The sequence below is a fragment of the Rhizobium sp. 10N414 genome (assembly GCF_056394785.1).
This window is the reverse complement of sequence record NZ_JBFTIN010000007.1, coordinates 95,546-118,384: the sequence shown is the minus strand read 5'-3', so window position 1 is coordinate 118,384 and position 22,839 is coordinate 95,546. Positions and strand designations below refer to the sequence as shown.

Genomic DNA, 22,839 nt, shown 5'->3' with positions numbered 1-22,839 from the left:
GGCTCCCTTAGCGGAGACGCGAAGCGAATGCCACTGAAATATCTTCGAGCTCTGCGCGTACTCGCAACGGGCGCCCCTCCCCGACCGGAGCGTGCCTAGCGGAAGACCGGCGTCAGCTCCCTGCCGAAGTCCTCGGCGCCGAGCCAGCCTTGCGTCATGACGACCGCGCCCAGTCGGCCGAGCTCATCCGATGATTTCGCGGCAACGAAATTGCCACCGGCCAGAACCGCAATTCGTGGAGAATCCGTATAGCCCACATAGGGATAGGCTGTTGCCGTGAAGGTTGCCACACACGGCGCCGAGGTTGTTGCGCAACCCGCCAATGCGGGCATGTGCTGCAGGGCCRTTGACACCAGCAGGTCGCGCTCCGCCAGATCGCCATCGGAGCGAAACCATGTTCCGACATCCTCAAGCGTCTCGAATGAGCGCGTTTCCAACTCGCCGCCGAGTTTGAGATAGAACTTGCCGTCGGGATAGCACACCGGCGGAAGGATGTAGACATGGTCCTCGTCGCGGTCGCCGAAGATAATGGCTGAAGGCATTTCGGAAAAAACTGCCATCTCCCGGGCGCCAAGTTCGAAGAATGCCATGGTGCGCGCCGCGATCCTGACATCGATGGCAGCAGGGAGAAGACCGTTGAAATTGCTGAAACCGCCGGCAGCGACCAGCACCCGCTCGGCGGTATAGCGCTTGCCGCCGGCATGAACCTCCACGAACGTACCCTCATCGCGAACAGAGGCAACAGTCGCATCGATAACCGTCACGCCCGCCTGCTCGGCAAGCTTGGCTTGCGCTCGAACCAAAGCGCGCGGGTTGATGTGGCCCGCGCGTTTCGCTTCGAAATAACCATTGAACGACGGGTTGAGATCAAACGGAGGAAAGCGGTCCCGCAACGCCGTCGGCGTCAGCGTTTCGACGTCGAGACCGAGCGTTTCGCTGACCTGCAGCGCCCGTCCGAGATATCGCTCCCCCGGTTGGGCAGGTGGTCCGGCAAAGAGGCAACCCGCTTCCGTGAAAAAGGAAATGCCGCTCTTCGCTTCGATTTCGTGGTAGCGGTCGAGCGAGCGTGCCGCCAGCGTCGCCCAAACGGCATTGTCGTCGAAGGTCCGCGTGATGCGGGCCTCGTCGTAGTGGCTGGCAAAGACGCCATGATGGCTCTTGCGCTCGACTGGCTCACTGGGGCCGATGAGCGCAACACCCTCGATCATCCCGGAGAGATGGCGGGCCGCAGCCGCGCCCATCATTCCGCGCCCGACGATGATCACCTTGAAATCAACTGCCATGTATCACCTCATTTCGGAGGCCAGATAACACAGGCACCATGTTGAATCATATTCTTAAGTGCCCGGTCGAAGTAATTATCAGACAGGCAGTTTCAGGTGATCAGTCGAGCATCGCCAAGACCTTACCGCAATAGGCCTTGGAGACCGGGTTCATGCGGGTTGCGCCATGGCCGGCATTGTACTTCAGGATCGTGTCGCAGGTCTCACCACCGCCGAGTTCATGTGCAGCGGCCAGGTATTTCATGCCGAACCTGATGTTCGTCTCGGGATCGAACAACCCCTTGCTCGTCCCCGAGTAACCCATCATCCTTGCTGTCGCCGGCTTGATCTGCATGAGACCGATTTCACCGGCACTACCGCGTGCGTTCGGATTGAAATTGCTCTCGACGCGAACGACGGCCTGAGCGAGCTCGGCAGGAACGTTATATTGCTTTGCGTACTTGATAATGAGAGCCGAATATTTGTTGGCCGTGAAGTCCGGCATTGCATAGCCGCTAGTCCGATCAACAGTCTTCAAAGGAACCGTCTGTGCCCTTGCGCCCCATTCACCCGCGAAAGCGCAATTCATACCCATCAACAGTGCGCTTGCGCACACCGCAGCAGAAATAATCCTATTCATTCAGTCTAATTACTCCGACCCAAAGAATTTCTGGACCGCGTTTCAAATAACGATCCAGTTTTATGCGGCAGATATTTATTAGAGATACTGCAGCAATTCTTCTTGTTTCAATTGACGACCGCCAAGAACCCCAAACAACACAAGCGGCGCCGTTCGACGTTTGGCGTTAGACCATCGCAATGAGGAGATAATAGGGAAATGATGTGGCGAGCCGACGAACTCTCAGAATCCCGGTAAATTGGCGCGACTCAAAAGTACTACTTATGCGGAGTAGCGTGGAAGCGACGCCAGCAGACGGTGCAGGGTGTCTATCGTCGAAAAGTCCGCAATTCCGTCGATTCGGGCGGGCCGAAAATGACGCTGGAAGGCCTCGACCTCGCCTGCCATCTTGGCCGAGAATTCGCCAGTGATTTCAGTCGCATAGCCGTAGAGCGACAGCATCGACTGCAGGGCTTCGACCGGCTGGCCGCGGTCGCCGCGTTGGAAAAATCTTCCACCTGAGATCGGTGCGGGCTCGACCCAGTGGCCGATACCGGCCCTGGAGAGCTCCGCCCAGGGAAATTTTTCCCCCGGATCGACCTTCCGAATCGGTGCAACGTCGGAATGTCCAAGCACCCTTTCAGGGGCAATTGACCAACGTTGGCCGCAATCTCGACACAATTCGATCACGGCTTGGATTTGTTCTTGGGGATACTCTGGAAGGCCGCCGGGATGACCGGCATTGGCGATCTCGATCCCTATTGACAACGAGTTGATATCGGTCTCGCCCTGCCAGTAACTTTTGCCAGCATGCCAGGCACGGCACTCCTCGGGCACGAGCTGCAGAACCTCGCCGTCTTCCTGGACAAAGTAGTGGCTGGAGACCTGGCTTTCGTCGCGACAGAGCCACTCCAGCGCTCCGTCGGGCGTTGGCATACCTGTATAGTGAAGAAGGATCATATCTGGCTTGCGTCCATCCGCACGCTCGCCGTGATTGGGCGAAGGGCGAACAATTGCCTTCCGGTAGTCGGCCTCGAACGAGGTCATGCTGCGCGGCGTTCCTTCTCGATCGCCTCGTAGGCGGCATTCAGCGCCGCCATGCGCTCATTGGCAATGGCATGGAACTCGGCCGGCACACCACGGGAAATCAGCCGATCCGGATGATGCTCACTGACAAGACCATGGTAACGGCGACGGATCGTGGTGAAATCATCGGAGGGAGAAACACCGAGCACCTTATAGGGATCACGTCCCACGGAGACATGGCGCGCGGCGATCCTTTCGAAATGCTCGTCATTCATATGGAAGATCTGGCCGACGTGCCGCAGGAACGCCAATTCCTTCTCATGAATGAGCCCGTCAGCCTTGGCGATATGAAAGAGACCGTCCAGTACCTCTTCCAGTACCGGGCAATTGGCGGCGCATGTCACGCACAGGGACGACAAGCGCTCCGCATAGGCCTCATAGCCGGCCACGTCCTGGCGCGCCAGATTATAAAGACGCGCAACGTTCTTCGCCTGCTCGGGCGGGAATTCGAAGATCTCGCGGAAGGCGTCAACCTCCTTCTCACTGACGATCCCGTCCGCTTTGGCCATTTTTGCCGACAGAGCAATGATCGCGACTGAGAAAGCCACCTTGCGGCGGGTCTCCGGATCGCCTTCGAAAACTGTCCGGATAGCCTCGACCACCGCCGAAAGGACGTTGCCCGCGGTGTTGCCAATGGCATTCAGCAGTTTTTCCCAGAAGGACATAAGAGTCTCTCGCAGTGCAAATAAGATTAGACACCTTGACCAAATAAAGCCTGCGTTTGCAAGGCGACGATTGGTCATAGGAGCGAATACTGCTTTCACAATTCGGTAATTGTCGCTCCGGCACCCAAGCATACGCCGCATTCGCACGGCGTCATATGACACCAAGGGATAGGCTGTTAACGCATCAGAGAAGCATGCAGTTGCACAGTCGGCTCCACGCGCTCGGGAATTTCCACAAGCCATCTGAACAGCTATCCTTGGCTTGAAACGATTATATCCGCGCTTCCATCTACCTTCGCCGTCAGGGGCGCGATTTTCACAATAACAACACTTTACATGGCCCTTTCCCTGCCGCATCCATGCGTTAGGTAAGCAGACGCGCTTGCACCGATACGAGACACAATGGAGGGATCATGGCCAAACAGAAAGTCGCATTGCTCACGGCCGGAGGCCTGGCGCCCTGTCTCTCCTCCGCAGTCGGCGGATTGATCGAACGCTACAGCGACGTTGCGCCCGACATCGAGCTCGTCGCCTATCGTTCCGGTTACCAGGGCGTACTCCTCGGCGACAGCATCAAGATCACGGCAGACATGCGGGAGAAGGCGTCGCTTCTGCATCGCTACGGCGGGTCGCCGATCGGCAACAGCCGCGTCAAGCTCACCAATGCAGCCGATTGCGTGAAGCGCGGTCTCGTTAAGGAAGGCGAAAACCCGCTGCGTGTGGCGGCCGAGCGGCTTGCCAACGATGGCGTCACCATTCTTCACACGATCGGCGGCGACGACACGAACACTACCGCTGCCGATCTTGCGGCATATCTGGCGGCCAACGGCTACAATCTGACGGTCGTCGGACTGCCGAAGACGGTCGACAACGACGTCGTCCCGATCCGCCAGTCGCTTGGCGCATGGACAGCCGCCGAAGTCGGCGCACACTTCTTCGACAACGTCAGCAACGAGCAGACCGCGGCACCGCGCACACTGATCATCCACGAAGTCATGGGGCGCCACTGCGGCTGGCTGACGGCGGCAACTGCTCGGGCCTATCTGCAGCGGACGAAGAACTATGAATATGTCGATGGGCTGATGACGAACGCCAGGATGAAAAGCATCGACGCCGTCTACCTGCCCGAACTGGCATTCGATCTCGATGCGGAAGCGGCCCGGTTGAAGGAAGTCATGGACCGCACCGGTCATGCGACCGTGTTCGTTTCGGAAGGCGCCTGCCTTGACGCCATCGTCGCCGAGCGCGAGGCCGCGGGCGAGACCATCAAGCGCGACGCCTTCGGCCACGTGAAGATCGACACGATCAATGTCGGCGGCTGGTTCCAGAAACAGTTCGCAGGCCTCATCGATGCCGAGCGCTCGCTCGTGCAGAAATCGGGTTACTTCGCACGTTCGGCCCCCGCAAACGGCGATGACCTTCGTCTGATTCAGAGCATGACCGACCTTGCCGTCGAAAGCGCCCTGAACAAGGTCTCCGGTGTCACAGGTCACGATGAAGCGGAGAATGGTAAGCTCCGGACAATCGAGTTCCCGCGTATCAAGGGTGGCAAGGCCTTCGACACCTCCACCAAGTGGTTCGGCGAAGTCATGGACACGATCGGGCAGAAATACAGCGCGGCATGATTGACTGAGGGTTAATATGGTGTCTTTGCTTTCCCTTAGGGAATAGGAGGAGATTCCATGTCGCTCGAAGCCTGGCTCGCTTTTGCCGCTGCGTCTGCAATCATGCTGGCGATACCGGGGCCGACGATCCTTCTCGTTGTTTCCTATGCGCTGGGCCATGGGCGCAAGACGGCGCTCGCGACGGTAACCGGCGTCGCGCTCGGCGACTTTACCGCGATGACTGCATCCCTTTTCGGACTGGGGGCCGTGCTTGCGGCCTCCGCGACCCTATTTACGGTGCTGAAATGGATCGGCGGCGCGTACCTGATCTGGCTCGGGATCAAGCTTTGGCGCGCACCCGTGATGTCCGAACCGATGGCGGACAATGACAACCTGCCCGAAAAGAAATCGATAAGGGTTTTCCTGCACGCCTATGTCGTCACGGCGCTCAATCCGAAGAGCATCGTGTTCTTCGTCGCCTTCGTTCCGCAGTTCCTGAATCCCGCTTTGCCGTTCTTCGGCCAGATGCTCATCATGGAAGCCACGTTCCTGGTCCTCGCAACCATCAATGCCTCGACCTATGCACTGGCAGCAAACGCGGCTCGCGGGCTTATTCGCAAGGCAAGCATCCAGCGTGCGGTTAACCGCACCGGCGGCACTCTGCTCATTGCCGCAGGCGCCGTAACAGCCGGTTATAGGCGGATAGCCGCGTAAATATTTCCAGCGGGTTGCAGCAACGCAACGAATACGTTAATTGCGGATTCCAGGCTTAAGGTTTTTGGTAACTTCTAACGCTGCCGGGGCGGCGCGTTCACGAAAGTGAGAGTATGGTAGCGATCGGTTTTTCCGGCCTGAAACGCAGTCTCATCGTTTCGACGATGCTCTGCGGCGTCGTTGCCGGATGCACGAGCGTCGAATACACGTCGGTGGAAGAACTGACCGCAATCCAGACCGTTGTTCCGACACCAAAGCCCGGCGAAGACGCCACGCTTGCAGCCGTGCCGGCCGGCGACGGAGCGGCCCAGACGGCGATGATCACCACCGCCGACCAGGCGACAACGGCCCTCGCGGCACCCGCCATGCCGGCAACCGATCCTTCTCAGTTGAGCGGTCAGGCCGGGGCGACGACGGCAACGGGTTACGCRCAGATTCCGCTCACGCCTGAAATGACAGCGATTCAGTCCGTTGTACCGATCCCGCGCCCGGGCACCCCTTCCCCGTCGACTCAACTCGCCTTTGCCGCAACACCTCAGGCTGGAAGCAGCGCGATTGCAGCTCTTTCCGCTATCGATACGACGCCGCACCCGATGATGGATTACGGTTTCGACACCTCAGGTCCCTCGGATCCACCGGCCGCACCGCCGATGTTCAGCGACAGCGACGACGATGGCGCGCCGACGGTTGAGAAAAGCGCAATCACCAAGATCATCGACAAATATTCGAAGCTCTACCAGGTGCCCGCCTCGCTGCTTCACCGCGTCGTGCATCGCGAGAGCCGCTACAATTCCAAGGCCTATAACAAGCGCGGCTATTTCGGCCTGATGCAGATCAAGTACAACACGGCCAAGTCCATGGGCTACGAAGGTGATCCCGCTGGCCTCTTTGATGCCGAAACGAACATCAAATACGCCGCCAAGTATCTTCGCGGCGCTTGGCTCGTCTCTGACAGCAGCGAAGACGATGCTGTCCGCCTCTATGCCCGTGGCTATTACTACGAAGCCAAGCGCAAGGGCATGGACGACGTCGCCCAGGGCAACTACTGATCACTGCCGGGCAGCGCGGCTAGGATCTCTTTGACCAGCATCTGCGGCTTGTAGCGAAGCCAGCTTGGCGTCAATCCGAGCCTGACGACGACAAGCTTCGCGGACGGCACGATCGCAATGCTCTGCCCATCGTGCCCCTCCATCCAGAACGTATCTTCGGGAAGACCGGCAACGGCGCTGGTGTCACCGCCCGGCGCGGCGAGCCAGGCCTGCGCCCGGGTATATTTGCCGCCCGAGGCCACGGTCGGCGTCCTCATCGCTGCCATGAACCGTTCCGGCAACAGCCTCTGGCCGTTCCAGACGCCGTCCTGAAGAAGGAACTGGCCGAAACGCGCCCAATCCCGCGCTGTGGCGTAAAGATAGGAACTGCCGGCGAAGGTGCCCCGTGCGTCGACCTCCAAGACAGCACTCGACATGCCGATCGGGTCGAACAGCGCCGTCTTGGGATAGGCAAGCGCCGCCTGCATGTTGCCAATCCTGTTCATCCATATCTTTGAGATCAGCACCGACGAACCGCTTGAATAGCTGAAACGCTGGCCCGGGCTTGCCTCCAATGGCAGACTTGCTGGCAGCGCCGTCATATCCGCATCGAGATAGAGCATCCGTGTGACATCGGCGACCGTGCCGTAGCTCTCGTTGAACACCAGGCCGCTCTCCATGCCGAGCAGATCACTCAGCTTGATCGCCGAATGGTCGCCCCCCTTCCACTGCGGCAGAAGGCCAGCCTCATCGAACGCGATTTTGTTGTCGAGCATCAGCCGCCCGACGATGGCTGCATTCACGGTCTTCGTCATCGACCAGCCGGTGAGCGGCATCATCGGACCGAATCCATCACCATAGCGCTCCCCGATGATGCGGCCGTTGCGAACCACGACAACCGCGCGCATTGCAGGACCGATCAGCTCGGCATCTGAAAGCAGTGCATCGACACGGCTGTCATTGGCCTTCGCGACGGCATTTCCCTCCGGCCATGGGGCCTCATTTTGCGGCTCCGGAGTCACCGGAACCTCGGGCACGGCGCGCGCCGCGGCCTCGAAGTCACCATCCGGCACGCTGCTGCAGCCGAGTGCGCCGCGATAGATCGCATGGCCCGGCGCGAAGAGCCCGAGGATACGAGCGGTAACCCGCTTGTCCTGCCTGTCGACAGTGACGCGTACCAGTCGTAGCAACGGATTTCCCGGCGCCTGAACGTCCTCGTAAAGCACCTGTTCGGGGTCACGCCCTGCGAGGAATACGTTCGAGCAAACGATCTTGGCTGCGTAACCATCACCGACTCGCAGCAATTCAGGTGGCCGCGCATAAAGCCAAGCCGCGCTCATAGCGACGATCGCGACCAGCAAAAGAGCGAGTGGCCTCACGACACGCAGCACAAATCGCATATGCGATCCTCCTTGCCCACAAGAGAAGCAGGAAAGCCGGCAGCGCGAAAGCCCCCAATGCCCGGATGTTTTTCCATTTCCACCGACGGAAGCACGCGCCCACAGCTTGCGTCATCAAACTGTAGTGACGGCGCGCTAAACGCCCTGAACGCTAAAAGGGTGAAAGACTCATATGACGGAATTTGCACCGGATGCCGGCTTCCGCAAGAACCGGAAACTCAAGGCAGCTCTTCTCCGCCACAATGCCTTCTCCAAGGCAGGCTTTTCGGAACGGCTCTTTGGGCTGCTGTTTTCCGGCCTGGTCTATCCGCAAATCTGGGAAGATCCCGACCTCGACATGCTGGCGATGGAGCTTCAGCCTCACCACCGCATCGTGACGATCGGCTCCGGCGGCTGCAACATGCTTGCCTATCTTTCCAGGAGCCCGGCGTCGATTGATGTGGTCGATCTCAATCCGCATCATATTGCCCTCAATCGCCTGAAGCTTGCCGCGTTCAGCCACCTTCCCGCACACGCCGATCTCGTTCGCTTCCTCGCCACACCGCGCGAGTTGTCGAACAGCCACGCCTTCGACCAATTCCTCGCTGCAAATCTTGACGACGCGACCCGCAACTACTGGAACGGCCGCAAGTTCGGCCGTCGGCGGGTCACGGTTTTCGACCGCAACATCTACGAAACAGGTCTCCTCGGTCGGTTCATTGGAGCAGCACACCTTCTGGCCCGCCTGCATGGCGTCGACCTGACGGAAATGACCAAGACGCGCTCCCTGCGCGAGCAGCGCCAGTTCTTCGACGAGAAGATCGCACCACTCTTCGACAAGCCGGTCGTACGCTGGATCACCGGCCGCAAGAGCTCGTTGTTCGGCCTCGGTATCCCGCCACAGCAATACGACGAACTGGCAAGCCTCGCCGCCGAGCAGTCAATCGCGCCGATCCTACGGCACCGACTTGAGAAGCTGGCCTGTCACTTCCCCATGCAGGAAAACTATTTTGCCTGGCAGGCTTTCGCTCGCCGCTACGCGCCGAAGGGCGAAGGCACACTCCCAACCTATCTCGAGCCCGCGAACTACGAGGCGATCCGTGGCAATGTGGATCGCGTCACCGTTCATCATGCAAGCTTCACGGAACTGCTCGCCGGCGAGCCGGCCGGATCGCGCGATCGCTACGTCCTCCTGGATGCACAGGACTGGATGACGGACCAGCAACTCAACGACCTATGGGCAGAGATCAGCCGCACGGCGCGCGAAGGTGCCCGGGCGATCTTCCGTACGGCGGCCGAAAAGAGCATCATCGAAGGCCGTCTGTCGCCTGCAATCCGCGATCAGTGGACGTACATGGAAAATCGCTCCGCCGAACTCACGGCGCTTGATCGCTCGGCAATCTATGGCGGCTTCCATATCTACGGGAAGAATGCGTGAGCGGGGTCGGCACGAATCCCGTCACCAAGGACGACGGCCACGCCGCCCTGATGGACGGCATGTACCGTTATCAGCGCCACATCTATGACCTGACGCGCAAGTACTACCTTCTCGGCCGTGATGAGACGATCCGCAATCTGAATGTGCCGGAAGACGGCACCCTGCTGGAGGTCGGTTGCGGAACCGGCCGCAACCTGGCGCTCGCCCATCAATATTACCCGCGGGCTCGGCTGTTCGGCCTGGACATCTCGCACGAGATGCTGATCTCCGCGCGCAAAACATTCGAGACCAAAGCAACGGTTCCGGATTTCCGCGTCGCGGACGCGACCGCCTTCACGCCGCGCGAGTTCGGCGTCAGCGGCTTCGACCGCATTCTCATTTCCTACGCCCTTTCGATGATCCCCGATTGGGAACGCGCCGTCGACTCGGCCATGGCCGCCCTCGCCCCCGGCGGCGAGCTGCACATCGTCGATTTCGGCCAGCAGGAGCGCCTTCCGGGCTGGTTTGCACGCTTTCTCAAGGCGTGGCTGCGAAAATTTCACGTGTCGCCGCGTGCCGATTTGCGGCAGGTTCTCGCGTCGCAAGCCTCTGAAAATCAAGCGCGACTGACCTTCGAGACCATTGGTGGCGGYTATGCCTGGCGGGCCGTCATTGTGACCAAACCTTGACATTTCGCTTGAAACTAACCGTTTTTTTACGTTGATATGGAAAATAGAGGGGACATTCCTCTGCTGGACGCGTCTTTAACGGGGTCGAGCTGTGGGGCAAAAAATCCATTCGTTTCGCGACGGAACATCTATGCGCCGGCTTCTGTTTTGCGTTTTGCCGTTGGCTGTCATGCTCGCCGGATGCACGTCATCGGGCTATGATTTTCTCGAAACAGCGTCCGTGAAGCCAAAGACGCGCTTCAAGGACACCGATCCCCAGGACTTCGGATCAAAGCATCCTGAGCAGCAGCCGATCCACGGCATCGACGTGTCGAAGTGGCAGGGCAATATCGACTGGCAGACGGTCAAGGGTTCCGGCGTTGCTTTCGCCTTCATCAAGGCGACCGAAGGCAAGGACCGCATCGATCCGCGCTTCAACGAATACTGGCAGCGCGCCCGCGCCGTCGGCATTCCGCACGCTCCCTATCATTTCTACTATTTCTGCTCGACGCCCGATGAGCAGGCTGACTGGTTTATCCGTAACGTGCCCAAGGAATCCATGCGCCTGCCGCCGGTCCTCGACGCCGAATGGAATGCGGAATCGAAGACATGCCGCTATCGCCCCGATCCGGCGGCGGTCCGCGCCCAGCTTCAGCGCTTCATGGATCGCCTCGAGGCCTATTACGGCAAGCGGCCGATCATCTATACCTCGGTAGACTTCCACCGCGACAATCTCGTCGGCTACTTCCAGAATTACCACTTCTGGGTCCGCTCCACCGCCAAGCATCCCGAAGTCACCTATGCCGACCGCCGTTGGGCCTTCTGGCAATACACGTCGACGGGCGTCATCCCCGGTATCAAGGGTCCAACGGACATCAATGTCTTTGCCGGATCGACCCAGAATTGGCACAACTGGGTAGCGGCTGTATCAAAGGACACAAATTCTTAGTAACGTCGCCTCGTCTTTCTTGCTTCCGTCACAATCATTTGGGAAATCGACGGAAATTCCATTTTATGACGAGGATCGAAACTATGTACGTCTCGCCCGCAAGCCGCACGGCACTTGCACTCCTTTTCGCTGCCGGTCTGGCGACCGGCGCAGCCGCGCAGACGCCGGCACCGAGTGCCCCGGCTTCGCAGACACCGGCGGTAGCATGTGACGGCGACCTCAGCGAATTCTTGGCCGGCGTAAAGGCCGACGCCATCGCAGCGGGCGCATCGGCCGAAGCTGCTGACAAGGCTCTGGAAGGCGCACAGATCGACCAGAAGGTCTTGAGCCGCGACCGCGCTCAGGGCGTGTTCAAGCAGACTTTCCTGGAATTCTCGCAACGCACTGTCAGCCAGGGCCGGCTCGACATTGGCCGCCAGAAGATGAAGCAATACGCAGATGTCTTCGCCCGTGCTGAGCAGGAATTTGGTGTACCCGCAGGGGTTATCACCGCCTTCTGGGCGATGGAAACCGACTTCGGCGCCGTACAGGGCGACTTCAACACCCGCAACGCCCTCGTGACCCTGGCTCACGACTGCCGCCGTCCGGAGCTTTTCCGTCCGCAGCTGATCGCCCTCATCGAAATGGTTCAGCATGGCGACCTCGACCCGGCAACCAACACCGGTGCCTGGGCCGGCGAGATCGGCCAGGTCCAGATGCTGCCTCGTGACATAGTCGCCTATGGCATGGACGGCGACGGCGATGGTCACGTCCGCCTCAAGCAGAGCGGCCCCGACGCCATTCTGACGGCGGCCAAGTTCATCCAGCATCTCGGCTTCCAGAAGGGCCAGCCGTGGATCCAGGAAGTCACGCTTCCCGAGAACCTCCCCTGGGAGAAATCCGGTATCGGTGGCCCACTGACGGCCGGTGAGTGGTTCGCCCTTGGCGTCAAGCCGCGCGATGGCAACACGAGCTTCGGCAACCTGCATGGCGACCTGATACTGCCGCAGGGTCGCCTTGGCCCGACCTTCATTGCCTATCCGAATTTCCAGATCTATCTCGAATGGAACAAGTCGTTCATCTACACGACCTCGGCCGCCTATTTCGCGACACGCCTTGCCGGCGCTGAGACCTATCTCAAGGGCACGCCCGAACAGGGACTTTCCAACGACCAGATGAAGGAACTGCAGACCAAGCTCGGAACGCTCGGTCACGACGTCGGCAAGGTCGACGGCATCCTTGGTTCAGGCACGCGCGTCGCCATCCAGAAGGAGCAGCAGCGTCTCGGTATTCCCGCCGATGGCTGGGCAACGCCGACGCTCCTCAACTCGCTCTGATCACGTTTCCTCAAGCGAGCACTTTAAGGCCGGGTTTCGCACCCGGCCTTTTCATTTTCGGGGATTGTTCCATGGTTTCAGGCGCTTCAGGCAAAGCCTTCATCTTGCCGCAAGTGTGAAGGCTGGATCGCCGACCTTAACGGCCGGTTAAAATCTGTGAATATTTTTCCACGGAGATTTATCTTGCGATTTCAACAAATTAAAGAAAGCATCACGGCCGCAATGTGACATTTTCGCCGCAGCGCAATATAAAATCCGCTTTCCAAGCGACACAATCACGACATATTATCGCAACTGTTAACGCGAGGAGACAGACATGGGACTTACACAATCCTTGAATGTCCTTTTGGTCAGCGCGGCGTTTGCATTTGTATTGACAATGCTTTTCATCTGAACGCCGAGGCAAGCGAACAGTACCGAGACTCCTGAGTAGCGAAACAGTTCAATGAAGAAAAGCGCATCCCACGAGGAGATGCGCTTTTCTTTTTGTCGTCACTGACGGAGCAGCCTACGCGGCAGCGCCAGCCTTCCTGGCGCCTTCCCGTGTGAAGCCGAGATTGGTCAGCACGGCCGAAACGAGCGGCGCCCGGTTCATCGTGTAAAGGTGGAAATCGGTGAGCCCGCGGCGAGCCAGATCCTCGATCTGTTCGGCGGCAACTTCAGCGGCAACCTTGGCTCTTTCTTCCGGCTTGTCGTCGTAGCCTGCAAAGCGTTCATCGAGAAATGCAGGGATGACCGTGCCGCAGGCACCGGCGAAGCGCTTCAGCTGCGTCAGGTTCTGGATCGGCATGATGCCCGGCACAACCGGGATCTTGATGCCCGCAGCCCGTACATTTTCCAGGTAGCGCTCGAAATTGTCGTTATCGAAGAAGAACTGCGTCAGCGCGCGGGTCGCGCCGTTATCCGCCTTCTGCTTCAGCATCTCGATGTCGGCGGCGGTATCGCGGCTTTCCGGATGCTTTTCCGGGTAGGCCGACACCGAAATCTCGAAATCGCCGATCTCACGCAGACCGGCAACCAATGCCGCCGCATTCGCATAGCCGCCGGGATGCGGCTGATAGGGCGCGCCAACGCCGCCCGGAGCATCGCCACGCAGCGCCACGAAATGCTTCACGCCAACCTTGCGGAAGCTGTCGATGACGCTATGCGTTTCGTCCTTCGTCGCGCCGACGCAGGTGAGATGCGACGCCGTGGCGAGCGGGGTTTCGGAAAGGAACCGTGAGACAGTCGCCAGTGTAGGCGCCTTGGTGGTGCCACCGGCGCCATAGGTCACCGATACGAAGTCGGGATTCCAGTCCTGCAGATCGGTGACCGTATTCCACAGCTGACCTTCCATCTCTTCCGACTTAGGCGGAAAGAACTCGAAGGAAATGCCGATTTTGCGGCGCGCGTCGCTGTTCAAAGCCATATGATTATCTCCCGGCAAGTATGGGTTCGGCGCCTTCGCTCGCTGCGGAGGCCATAAGGCGCCGGGGGTCGCGCGCAAGCCAGACAGTGACGGTGAGCCCCTGCCCGCTTTCATGACCCGGATGAAGATCGACGACCTGCTCGACATCCAGCCCAGCCTTGCGCATCCAGTCGGACATCGACTGATGCGAAAAGCCTAGGCGAACATGCGCATGCTCGTCGCGAAGATACTCCAGCCCATGCGGGGCAAGATCGATGATGACCAACCGCCCGCCTGGCCGCAGCATGCGCGCTGCCTCGCCGATCGCGATCTCGGGCTGGTCAAAGAAATGCAGTACCTGGTGGATCGTCACCACGTCGAAATCCTGCGCCTCGAACGGCAGGTTCAGGATATCGGCGTGTCGGACGGATGCCTTGGTAATCCCCGACTTGTCGAGGTTGGCACGCGCCACGCTCAGCATGTCGCGGCTGGCGTCCACGCCGATCGCGCGACGATACAGGCCGGACAGGAGTTCAAGGATGCGGCCGGTTCCGGTGCCGAGGTCGAGAAGCGAGTCGATCGGCTGGCTGCCGAGCAGCCGAATGACCGCGGCATCGACCTCTTCGTCAGCGGCATGCAGACGGCGAAGTTCGTCCCACTCGGCGGCGTTGCGACTGAAATAGGCCTGCGCCCGCTCAGCCCGCTGGCGCTTGACCGCCGCCAACCGTTCGCTGTCACGCAGGATCACAGCATCGTTCTCGGAGGCATGAGCCAGCAGGCTACGCACGAACGCGGCCGCCTTGCCATCCTGCCGAAGCCGGAAATAGGCCCAAGCGCCCTCCTGGTAACGGTCGATGAGGTCCGCTTCGCCGAGCAGCTTGAGGTGGCGAGAGATGCGGGGTTGGGATTGGCCAAGGATTTCTGTAAGATCGGTGACCGTCAGGTCCCCTGCTGCAAGGAGCGCCAGCAGGCGAAGACGCGTCGGCTCGCCGGCCGCCCTGAGGACGTCCACCAACGCATCCAATCCAAGTCTGATAGGCTCACCCATACCCGATCCAATCAACATATAAAGATATCTTTATGTGAAACGATTGAGTGTGGCAAGCCGCAATTCCATCCGTTCACGAAATTAGCTGCTCGGATCGCGACATCGATGCGCGCAAAAAAGCCCCGGCGAACCGGGGCTTCCAGGTCTCCAACGCGATCTTGGGTGATCAGCGCGTCAGGCGCTTGTAAGTCACCCGATGCGGGTTGATCGAATCGACACCGAGACGGCGCATCTTGTCCTTTTCGTAGTCTTCGAAGTTGCCTTCGAACCACTCGACATGGCTGTCGCCTTCAAAGGCGAGGATATGCGTCGCCAGACGGTCGAGGAACATGCGATCGTGGCTGATGATGACGGCGCAACCGGCGAAGTTTTCGAGCGCATCCTCGAGTGCTGCCAACGTTTCCGTATCGAGGTCGTTGGTCGGTTCGTCGAGCAGGATGACGTTGCCGCCGGCCTTCAGCATCTTGGCGAGATGAACGCGGTTGCGCTGACCGCCGGAAAGCGTGCCAACCTTCTGCTGCTGGTCGCCGCCCTTGAAGTTGAAAGCGCCGCAATAGGCGCGCGAATTCACTTCATGCTTGCCGAGCTTGATGACGTCGTTGCCGCCGGAGATTTCCTCCCAGACCGTCTTGTTGCCGTCGAGTGCGTCGCGGCTCTGGTCGACATAGCCGAGATCAACGGTCTCGCCGATGCGGATCTCGCCGCTATCGGGCGTTTCCTGGCCCGTGATCATACGGAACAGCGTCGTCTTGCCGGCGCCGTTCGGACCGATGACGCCGACGATACCGCCGGGCGGCAGCTTGAAGGTGAGGTTCTCGATGAGCACGGTATCGCCGTAACCCTTGGTGAGGTTCTCGGCTTCGATGACCACCTGGCCGAGGCGTTCGCCGACCGGGATGACGATCTGCGCATCGCCCGGACGACGGGCGTCCGCTGCTGCGACCAGTTCGTCGTAGGCGCGGATACGCGCCTTGGATTTTGCCTGACGCGCCTTCGGGCTGGAGGCGATCCATTCCTGCTCGCGGCTGATCGCCTTCTGACGAGAGGCCTCTTCGCGGCCTTCTTGCTGCATCCGTTTGGCCTTCGCCTGCAGGTAGGCCGAGTAGTTGCCTTCGTAGGGGATACCACGCCCGCGGTCGAGCTCGAGGATCCAGCCCGTGACGTTATCGAGGAAGTAACGGTCGTGGGTAATCATCAGTACGGCGCCCGGATATTGGCGCAGGTGCTTTTCGAGCCAGGCGATCGTCTCGGCATCGAGGTGGTTGGTCGGTTCGTCGAGCAGTAGCAGGTCCGGCTTGGCGAGCAGCAGGCGGCAGAGCGCCACGCGGCGCTTTTCACCCCCCGAGAGCTTTTCGACCGAGGAGTCACCCGGCGGGCAGCGCAGCGCGTCCATGGCCATTTCAACCTGGCTTTCGAGGTCCCAGAGATTCTGGCTGTCAATGACGTCCTGGAGCTTGGCGCCCTCTTCCGCGGTCTCGTCGGAATAGTTCATCATCAGCTCGTTATAGCGATCGAGGATCGCCTTCTTCGGCGCAACGCCTTCCATGACGTTCTCAAGGACCGTCTTGGACGCATCGAGCTGCGGCTCCTGCGCGAGGTAGCCAAGGGTAGCGCCTTCGGCGAGCCACGCCTCGCCGGTATATTCCTTGTCGAGGCCTGCCATGATGCGCAGAACGGTCGACTTACCAGCACCGTTCGGGCCGAGGATACCGATCTTAGCATCCGGATAGAAAGAAAGGTGGATATTTTCCAACACCTTCTTGTTGCCGTACGCCTTGTTGAGGCCGGCCATATGGTAGATGAACTGACGTGCCATAGATAATTCGCTCCGCGCGGGAATTTGAGTTTTGCCGCTATTTAGGCGAATTGGGGCCAAGGAGCAACGCGCGGCGGCCAAAAACCAGAGGCTTTTGCAGCATTCATAGCCGAACTCGGCACGCTCCTCTACCGTAGCGTCGCATGATCAAGGCGCAGCTAGCCGCGGCGCGTGGACGGACGAAGGCTCGTTTTCGATGAGAGGCAGTCTCAGAACCCTGCAGCGTCCACGACGCCCTCATTGCAGCCGAACGACGACCGTCCTGCCCCTTGGATAAGGTCACGAAGGCTTGCTGGCTCGTTCGATGTCGCGTCCTCCGACAGCCCGATCGTAAGTTCGCTGATAACGCGGCCTCCGCTGGCCCGTCGGCAGCTCATCTTGACCCGATCTCCGGCACCCGGGCCGAAACTCTTGTCGAAAGCCGCCTTGATCGCGTCCGCCGTCAGTGACTTGCCGATATTGGTCGCGAACAGATCGCGGACTGCCGAGGCGTTCAGCTCGTTGATCAACCGAACCGACGCGCCGAAATAGTCGTCAGCGCTCATCTTCGTGCAGGTGCCGTGCTTGATCCACTCGTGCCGCTCCAGGCCGGATTGCGTACCGGGCATCGCCTTCTCGAGGGCCGCCTTGGTATCCGCCGAAAGCTCTACCTCAGGCAGCTTCCCCCATTCGCCGTCCTTGTCGGCGCTCCGCAGGGTACCAGAGACGTCGCAATAGTCCTTCCGCATCGGCCAGAGCCCGTGCAGCGAAAAATTGGTCGCGTCAAACCTCTCCCCGGTCTGGCTGCGGCATTCCGGCTTGCGCTGGTTGGTTTCACAGAACGCGGGTTGCCAGCTGGCCGCCAGAATGAAGCGCGTCCTTCCGCCGCCGTCCTGGGCTCCCGCAACGCCAGCGGCCGCAATTCCTATCAAGACTACAGCCATCCGCAGAAATGGATTGCTCATTCTCACCCCCACAAAGAACAATTCATGAACAGGAGATCACGCCGCGTTTGTTTTCACAACCCTCAATCCGTAGGGTACGAAAAATCCCTTGGCATAAATATCTGGGCGTGTTGCTTTTCACGGCCGATCTGGTCTTCTCCCGGCAACGGGAGGATATGATGTTCGCAGAAACGCAACGCCTTGAAACGGCGGACGCTTCACTCGCCTTTCATCATGAGCCGGCGCAATCCGAGGCACGCGGAATTCTCCTTGTGTCTCATGGGCTGGCCGAGCATTCCAGACGTTACTCCCGTTTTGCGGCAGCGATGGCAGCCCGCGGCTACCATGTGTTCGCCTTCGATCACCGTGGGCACGGCGAAACGACTGGCCCGGATGCGCCAATCGGGCGTTTTTCCCGCCGCAACGGCATGCGACAGGTTATCGACGATGTCGGCTCTGTCCGCGAGCTTGCCGTAAAGCAATATCCCGGCCTCCCCGTCATCCTCTTCGGGCACTCGATGGGCGGGCTCATCGCGCTCAACGCGGCGATCACCTATCCGGAGAAATATGACGCCATTGCCGTCTGGAATTCGAATTTCAACCCGGGTCTATCGGGACGGGCCGCCCAGGCGGTCCTCTTGGCAGAACGAGCCCTTAAGGGCTCCGATGTTCCAAGCGGCATCCTACCGAAGCTCACCTTCGGCACCTGGGGGAAGTCCATTGCCAACCGTCGAACCGAGTTCGACTGGCTAAGCCGCGATCCTGTTGAGGTCGACARATACATTGCTGACCCTCTGTGTGGCTTCGATGCTTCCGTGTCGCTCTGGCTCGATATTTTCGAGATGACGTTTCGCGCACCACAAGAGGCGCAACTGGACCGGCTGCCGAAGCACACGCCGATCCACCTTGTCGGCGGCGGACAGGATCCGGCAACAGATAACGGAAAAGCGGTGATCTGGCTGTCAAAGCATTTGAAAGCTCACGGCTTCTCCCGTATCAGGACACAGATATATCAGGACATGCGCCACGAAACGCTGAATGAAATTGGAGCGGACGCGGCCATCGCCGCATTCGCCGACTGGTGCGACGAAGCGATCGCAAGATCCTGAACTGAAGGGTTTCGCGATGAGCAATGGCATTTCGTCCCGTTCTGCCTCCGCTTCGGAGGTTTCGACCGGCATTCTCCTGATGTTCCTGTCGGTGCTGGTGTCCCCGATCATCGACATCTTTTCCAAGCTCGCGATCGCTACGATTCCTGCAGCGGAAATCACCGCCGCCCGCTTTGTGGTGCAGGCTCTCTGCATGTTACCGATCGTTGTCTGGCGAGGAAGCTGGAAGACCTTCTCCTGGCGAGCCAATATCTTTCACGCCATCCGAGGCGCCATCATTACCATTTCCATGGTCTCCTTTGTTACGACGCTGAAGTTCATGCCGGTTGCTGACGCCATCGCGATTTTCTTCGTCGAGCCGATCATATTGACGATCCTGAGCAGTATCTTCCTCAAGGAGACGATCGGCTGGCGCCGCTACATTGCCTGCGGCGTCGGCTTCTTCGGCGCGATGCTGATTATCCAGCCGAGCTTTCAAGAGGTCGGCTACGTCGCGCTTCTGCCCGTCGTCAGCGCTTTCTGCATCGCCATCTTCGCCTTGATGACCCGCGTGCTTTCGCACCGAGAAGATCCGTGGGCGATGCAGCTTCAGATGGGCATCTGGGGTCTGCTGTTCTGCGCGATCCTGCTTGCCTTTGGCAGCGGCACAGGTTCCGACATCTTCGACGCGGTGATGCCGGATGGCCGGGGCTACTTCTATCTGGTCGGCGTCGGTGTCACGGCGGCCATTGCCGGCATCTTCGGCGTCTATGCCTATCGTGCAGCACCTGCCTCCATTTTGGCACCACTGCAGTATTTCGAGATCGTGTCGGCGACCTTTTTCGCCTGGCTCGTATTCGATGACTTTCCGGATGCGCTCAAGTGGGTCGGTATCCTGATCATTATCGCATCGGGCTTGTACATCATCTGGCGCGAGCGCCGCTTTGCATCGAAGCCCGTATCCGATACACCTCAATCGGCCCTGGCGCCCTGATCTGATCGTGGGAGGAACATGACAGACAATCAGCTCCAAAAACCGCCGCTATCAGGCATACGCGTGATCGAGCTTGCGCGAGTGCTTGCCGGGCCATGGGCGGGCCAGATGCTGGCCGATCTCGGTGCCGACGTGATTAAGGTCGAAAACCCCGATGGAGGCGACGACACGCGGCATTGGGGGCCCCCCTTTGTCGAAGGTGCCGACGGCGAAAACCTCTCTGCGGCCTATTACCACGCTGCCAACCGCGGCAAGCGTTCGATCACCGCCGACCTGAAGCGCGAAGAGGATCAGGCCCTCGTCCGCCGCCTTATCGCCACGGCCGACGTCGTCATCGAGAACTTCAAGCTCGGCGGCCTTGTGAAATACGGTCTCGATTATGAGAGCCTGAAAAAGATCAATCCGAAGCTTGTCTATTGCTCGATCACCGGCTTCGGCCAGAACGGTCCCTATGCCAGCCTGGCAGGTTACGACTATATCGTTCAGGGCATGTCCGGCTTCATGTCGATCACCGGCGAGCCGGACGGACAGCCGATGAAAGCGGGCGTCGCGATCGCCGACGTCTTTACCGGTATTTATGCCGTCGCAGCCATCGAGGCCGCCCTCATCCACGCGCAGAAGACCGGCGAAGGTCAGCTGGTCGATATGGCGCTACTCGACGTACAATCCGCCGTGCTCGCCAACCAAAACATGAATTATCTCGTTTCTGGCCGAGCCCCGACCCGGCTTGGGAACGCGCATCCGAATATCTCGCCCTATGAAGTCGTCCCCGCCGCCGATGGCTATCTGATCCTCGCAGTGGGCAATGACGGCCAGTTCCGCCGCCTCTGCGCGATCCTCGGCCTCCAGGGCATTGCCGACGATGCACGCTATTCCACGAACAAGGCGCGAGTCGCGAACCGCGACGAGGTACGCAAGCTGGTTTCCACCGAAACGCTGAAATGGCAGAAAGCCGACCTGTTGAAAGCCTGTGAGGCGGATGCGGTTCCGGCCGGTGCGATCAATACAATCGAAGAAATGTTTGAGGATCCGCAAATCCAGGCGCGTGGGTTGCGGGTAGATCTCGCGGACGCAAAGGGTACCGTCATTCCCGGTGTGAGGACGCCGGTCGTGCTGTCGCAAACGCCTTTGCGCTACGAGCGGCCGAGCCCGAGGCTGGGAGAGCATCAGGAGGAAGTTCTGGCGGAACTCGCCGAACTGGAGGGGAAAAGAGCATCATGAAGAAGACCGGCGGGGAACTGATCGTCGAGGCCCTGAAAGCAAATGGGGTGAAACGCCTCTCCTGCGTACCCGGCGAGAGTTTCCTTGCCGTCCTCGATGCGCTTTATGACAGCGACATCGACGTGGTGGTCTGCCGACAGGAAGGCGGAGCGGCCATGATGGCGGATGCCTGGGGCAGGCTCACCGGCGAGCCCGGCATCTGCATGGTCACCCGCGGCCCGGGCTCCACCAATGCAACGGCGGGTTTGCACATTGCCAGGCAGGATTCCATCCCGATGATCCTCTTCATCGGGCAGGTCCAGCGCGATGCCCGCGAGCGGGAGGCTTTTCAGGAGGTTGAGTATCGCCGCGCCCTCACCGAATTCAGCAAATGGGTCGGCGAGATCGACGACGCGGCTCGCATTCCGGAGTTCGTCACCCGCGCCTTTGCGATCGCAACATCCGGTCGTCCCGGCCCTGTTGTGTTGTCACTGCCTGAGGACATGCTGCGAGACGAGGTGGAGGCGCCCAGCGCAAAACGCTATTCGCGCGTCGAAGCCCATCCCGGCCGCCGCCAGATTGACGACTTCTATCTTCGCCTGCTGAAGGCGGAGCGACCGATGGTCATCGTCGGCGGCACGCGCTGGGATGCGGATGCGGTCGCCGACCTGAAAGCCTTCTCGGAACGCTTCGCGCTCCCCGTCGGATGCTCCTTCCGCCGGCAGATGCTGTTTGATCACCTACACCCGAACTATGCCGGGGATGTTGGCATCGGCGTCAACCCTGCGCTGGCGAAGGAAATCAAGGAGAGCGACCTGCTGATCCTGCTCGGCGGCCGGATGTCGGAAATGCCCTCCTCCGGCTATACGCTGATCGACATCCCCTACCCACAGCAATCGCTCGTCCACATTCATCCCGATCCTTCAGAACTCGGCCGTGTCTATCGCCCCGACCTGGCAATCTGCGCGAGCCCGAGTGACTTCGTGGCGGATCTTGCTGATCTCGAGGCGCCAAGCGAACTCAGATGGGCGGAGCGCACTGAACGGATGCACCAAGCCTACATCACCTGGTCGACACCGCCGCAGAGCGGCCCGGGACCGGTCCACATGGGACCGATCATGGAGTGGATCGAAGAAAACACACGCCCCGATGCGATCTTCACCAACGGCGCGGGAAACTATTCCACCTGGCTCCATCGTTTCCATCGCTTCCGCCAGTTCAACACCCAGGCAGCCCCGACATCAGGTTCCATGGGCTACGGCCTGCCGGCCGCTGTCGCGGCCAAGCAGCTCTTTCCCGAACGCGAGGTCATCTGCTTCGCCGGAGACGGCTGCTTCCTGATGCACGGCCAGGAGTTTGCGACTGCCGTACGCTATGGCCTGCCGATCATCGCGATCGTCATCAACAACGGCATCTATGGCACCATCCGCATGCATCAGGAGCGGGAATATCCCGGCCGCGTCAGCGGCACCGACCTGACCAACCCGGACTTTGCTTCACTTGCGCGTGCTTATGGCGGCCATGGGGAAACCGTCGAGACGACGGAAAGCTTCGCCGCCGCCTTCGAACGCGCGCGGGCAAGCGGCAAGCCCTCGATCATCGAGGTAAGGCTCGATCCGGAAGCAATTACGCCGACACGTACCCTTTCGGAAATTGCCCAAACAAAAAGCCGGTGA

Annotated in this window: 20 protein-coding genes; 11 read left to right on the top strand and 9 right to left on the bottom strand. The window is 59.9% G+C overall.

All coding sequences use genetic code 11. The features are described 5' to 3' along the window. Positions 1-95 precede the first annotated feature (95 nt). The 4 genes from AC1DE4_RS09605 to AC1DE4_RS09590 form a co-directional block, all read right to left on the bottom strand. Positions 96-1,283 carry an FAD-dependent oxidoreductase gene (locus tag AC1DE4_RS09605; RefSeq protein ID WP_477881167.1) on the bottom strand — a complete coding sequence of 396 codons (1,188 nt, stop codon included), beginning with the start codon at positions 1,281-1,283 and terminating at the stop codon, positions 96-98. A 100-nt stretch (positions 1,284-1,383) separates the two neighbouring features. Beyond that, positions 1,384-1,902, bottom strand: coding sequence for a lytic transglycosylase domain-containing protein (locus AC1DE4_RS09600; RefSeq protein WP_026371940.1), 519 nt, complete (start codon positions 1,900-1,902; stop codon positions 1,384-1,386). A 261-nt stretch (positions 1,903-2,163) separates the two neighbouring features. Further along, on the bottom strand, positions 2,164-2,928 hold the full coding sequence (locus AC1DE4_RS09595) for an N-acetylmuramoyl-L-alanine amidase (protein WP_477881165.1): 765 nt from the start codon (positions 2,926-2,928) through the stop codon (positions 2,164-2,166). Then, positions 2,925-3,632, bottom strand: a complete 708-nt coding sequence (locus AC1DE4_RS09590) for a J domain-containing protein (RefSeq protein ID WP_018858310.1) — start codon at positions 3,630-3,632, stop codon at positions 2,925-2,927. The genes AC1DE4_RS09595 and AC1DE4_RS09590 overlap by 4 nt, the downstream gene beginning before the upstream one ends. A 413-nt stretch (positions 3,633-4,045) precedes the next feature. On the opposite strand from AC1DE4_RS09590, the gene AC1DE4_RS09585 reads away from it, so the two are divergent. The 3 genes from AC1DE4_RS09585 (at position 4,046) to AC1DE4_RS09575 (ending at position 6,999) form a co-directional block, all read left to right on the top strand. Beyond that, positions 4,046-5,257 (top strand): pyrophosphate--fructose-6-phosphate 1-phosphotransferase, encoded by a 1,212-nt coding sequence (locus tag AC1DE4_RS09585; RefSeq protein WP_169681459.1) that lies wholly within the window; start codon positions 4,046-4,048, stop codon positions 5,255-5,257. 57 nt (positions 5,258-5,314) lie between these two features. After that, the gene (locus AC1DE4_RS09580; RefSeq protein WP_018858308.1) at positions 5,315-5,950 is read left to right on the top strand and encodes a LysE family translocator; all 636 of its coding nucleotides are present in this window, start codon (positions 5,315-5,317) and stop codon (positions 5,948-5,950) included. Between the two features lie 113 nt (positions 5,951-6,063). After that, complete coding sequence (locus AC1DE4_RS09575) at positions 6,064-6,999, top strand: lytic transglycosylase domain-containing protein (protein ID WP_169681461.1); 936 nt, start codon at positions 6,064-6,066, stop codon at positions 6,997-6,999. Here AC1DE4_RS09575 and AC1DE4_RS09570 read toward each other — a convergent pair. Further along, positions 6,993-8,378, bottom strand: a complete 1,386-nt coding sequence (locus AC1DE4_RS09570; protein WP_169681463.1) for a serine hydrolase domain-containing protein — start codon at positions 8,376-8,378, stop codon at positions 6,993-6,995. The genes AC1DE4_RS09575 and AC1DE4_RS09570 overlap by 7 nt on opposite strands. Before the next feature lie 172 nt (positions 8,379-8,550). On the opposite strand from AC1DE4_RS09570, the gene AC1DE4_RS09565 reads away from it, so the two are divergent. From AC1DE4_RS09565 to AC1DE4_RS09550, 4 genes are all read left to right on the top strand, one after another. After that, positions 8,551-9,795, top strand: a complete 1,245-nt coding sequence (locus AC1DE4_RS09565; protein WP_477881161.1) for a BtaA family protein — start codon at positions 8,551-8,553, stop codon at positions 9,793-9,795. Continuing rightward, on the top strand, positions 9,792-10,463 hold the full coding sequence (locus AC1DE4_RS09560; protein ID WP_477881159.1) for a class I SAM-dependent methyltransferase: 672 nt from the start codon (positions 9,792-9,794) through the stop codon (positions 10,461-10,463). Before AC1DE4_RS09565 ends, AC1DE4_RS09560 begins: the two co-directional genes overlap by 4 nt. 130 nt (positions 10,464-10,593) lie before the next feature. Further along, a complete protein-coding gene (locus AC1DE4_RS09555) occupies positions 10,594-11,391 on the top strand; it encodes a glycoside hydrolase family 25 protein (RefSeq protein WP_477881157.1) in 798 nt (265 codons plus the stop codon). An 83-nt stretch (positions 11,392-11,474) separates the two neighbouring features. Continuing rightward, positions 11,475-12,707: a lytic murein transglycosylase gene (locus AC1DE4_RS09550; protein WP_018858302.1), complete on the top strand. Its 1,233-nt coding sequence runs from the start codon at positions 11,475-11,477 to the stop codon at positions 12,705-12,707. Between the two features lie 508 nt (positions 12,708-13,215). Here the strand turns inward: AC1DE4_RS09550 and metF are convergent. The 4 genes from metF to AC1DE4_RS09530 form a co-directional block, all read right to left on the bottom strand. Further along, the gene (gene metF, locus AC1DE4_RS09545; RefSeq protein ID WP_477881155.1) at positions 13,216-14,115 is read right to left on the bottom strand and encodes a methylenetetrahydrofolate reductase [NAD(P)H]; all 900 of its coding nucleotides are present in this window, start codon (positions 14,113-14,115) and stop codon (positions 13,216-13,218) included. Between the two features lie 4 nt (positions 14,116-14,119). After that, the gene (locus AC1DE4_RS09540) at positions 14,120-15,142 is read right to left on the bottom strand and encodes an ArsR/SmtB family transcription factor (protein ID WP_477881153.1); all 1,023 of its coding nucleotides are present in this window, start codon (positions 15,140-15,142) and stop codon (positions 14,120-14,122) included. A gap of 166 nt (positions 15,143-15,308) precedes the next feature. Further along, positions 15,309-16,958, bottom strand: a complete 1,650-nt coding sequence (gene ettA / locus AC1DE4_RS09535) for an energy-dependent translational throttle protein EttA (protein ID WP_477881151.1) — start codon at positions 16,956-16,958, stop codon at positions 15,309-15,311. A gap of 209 nt (positions 16,959-17,167) precedes the next feature. Further along, positions 17,168-17,902: a ribonuclease T2 family protein gene (locus tag AC1DE4_RS09530; protein ID WP_192240799.1), complete on the bottom strand. Its 735-nt coding sequence runs from the start codon at positions 17,900-17,902 to the stop codon at positions 17,168-17,170. 158 nt (positions 17,903-18,060) lie between these two features. Here AC1DE4_RS09530 and AC1DE4_RS09525 point away from each other — a divergent pair, with 158 nt between their 5' ends. From AC1DE4_RS09525 to AC1DE4_RS09510, 4 genes are read left to right on the top strand one after another with little or no spacing between them, the layout of a single operon-like run. Beyond that, positions 18,061-18,990, top strand: coding sequence for a lysophospholipase (locus tag AC1DE4_RS09525; protein ID WP_477881149.1), 930 nt, complete (start codon positions 18,061-18,063; stop codon positions 18,988-18,990). A gap of 16 nt (positions 18,991-19,006) precedes the next feature. Beyond that, entirely contained in the window at positions 19,007-19,963 is a 957-nt protein-coding gene (locus AC1DE4_RS09520; RefSeq protein ID WP_026371937.1) for a DMT family transporter, read from the top strand. An 18-nt stretch (positions 19,964-19,981) separates the two neighbouring features. Continuing rightward, entirely contained in the window at positions 19,982-21,184 is a 1,203-nt protein-coding gene (caiB, locus tag AC1DE4_RS09515; protein ID WP_018858295.1) for a succinate--glutarate CoA-transferase, read from the top strand. Further along, on the top strand, positions 21,181-22,839 hold the full coding sequence (locus tag AC1DE4_RS09510) for a thiamine pyrophosphate-binding protein (protein ID WP_169681472.1): 1,659 nt from the start codon (positions 21,181-21,183) through the stop codon (positions 22,837-22,839). Before caiB ends, AC1DE4_RS09510 begins: the two co-directional genes overlap by 4 nt.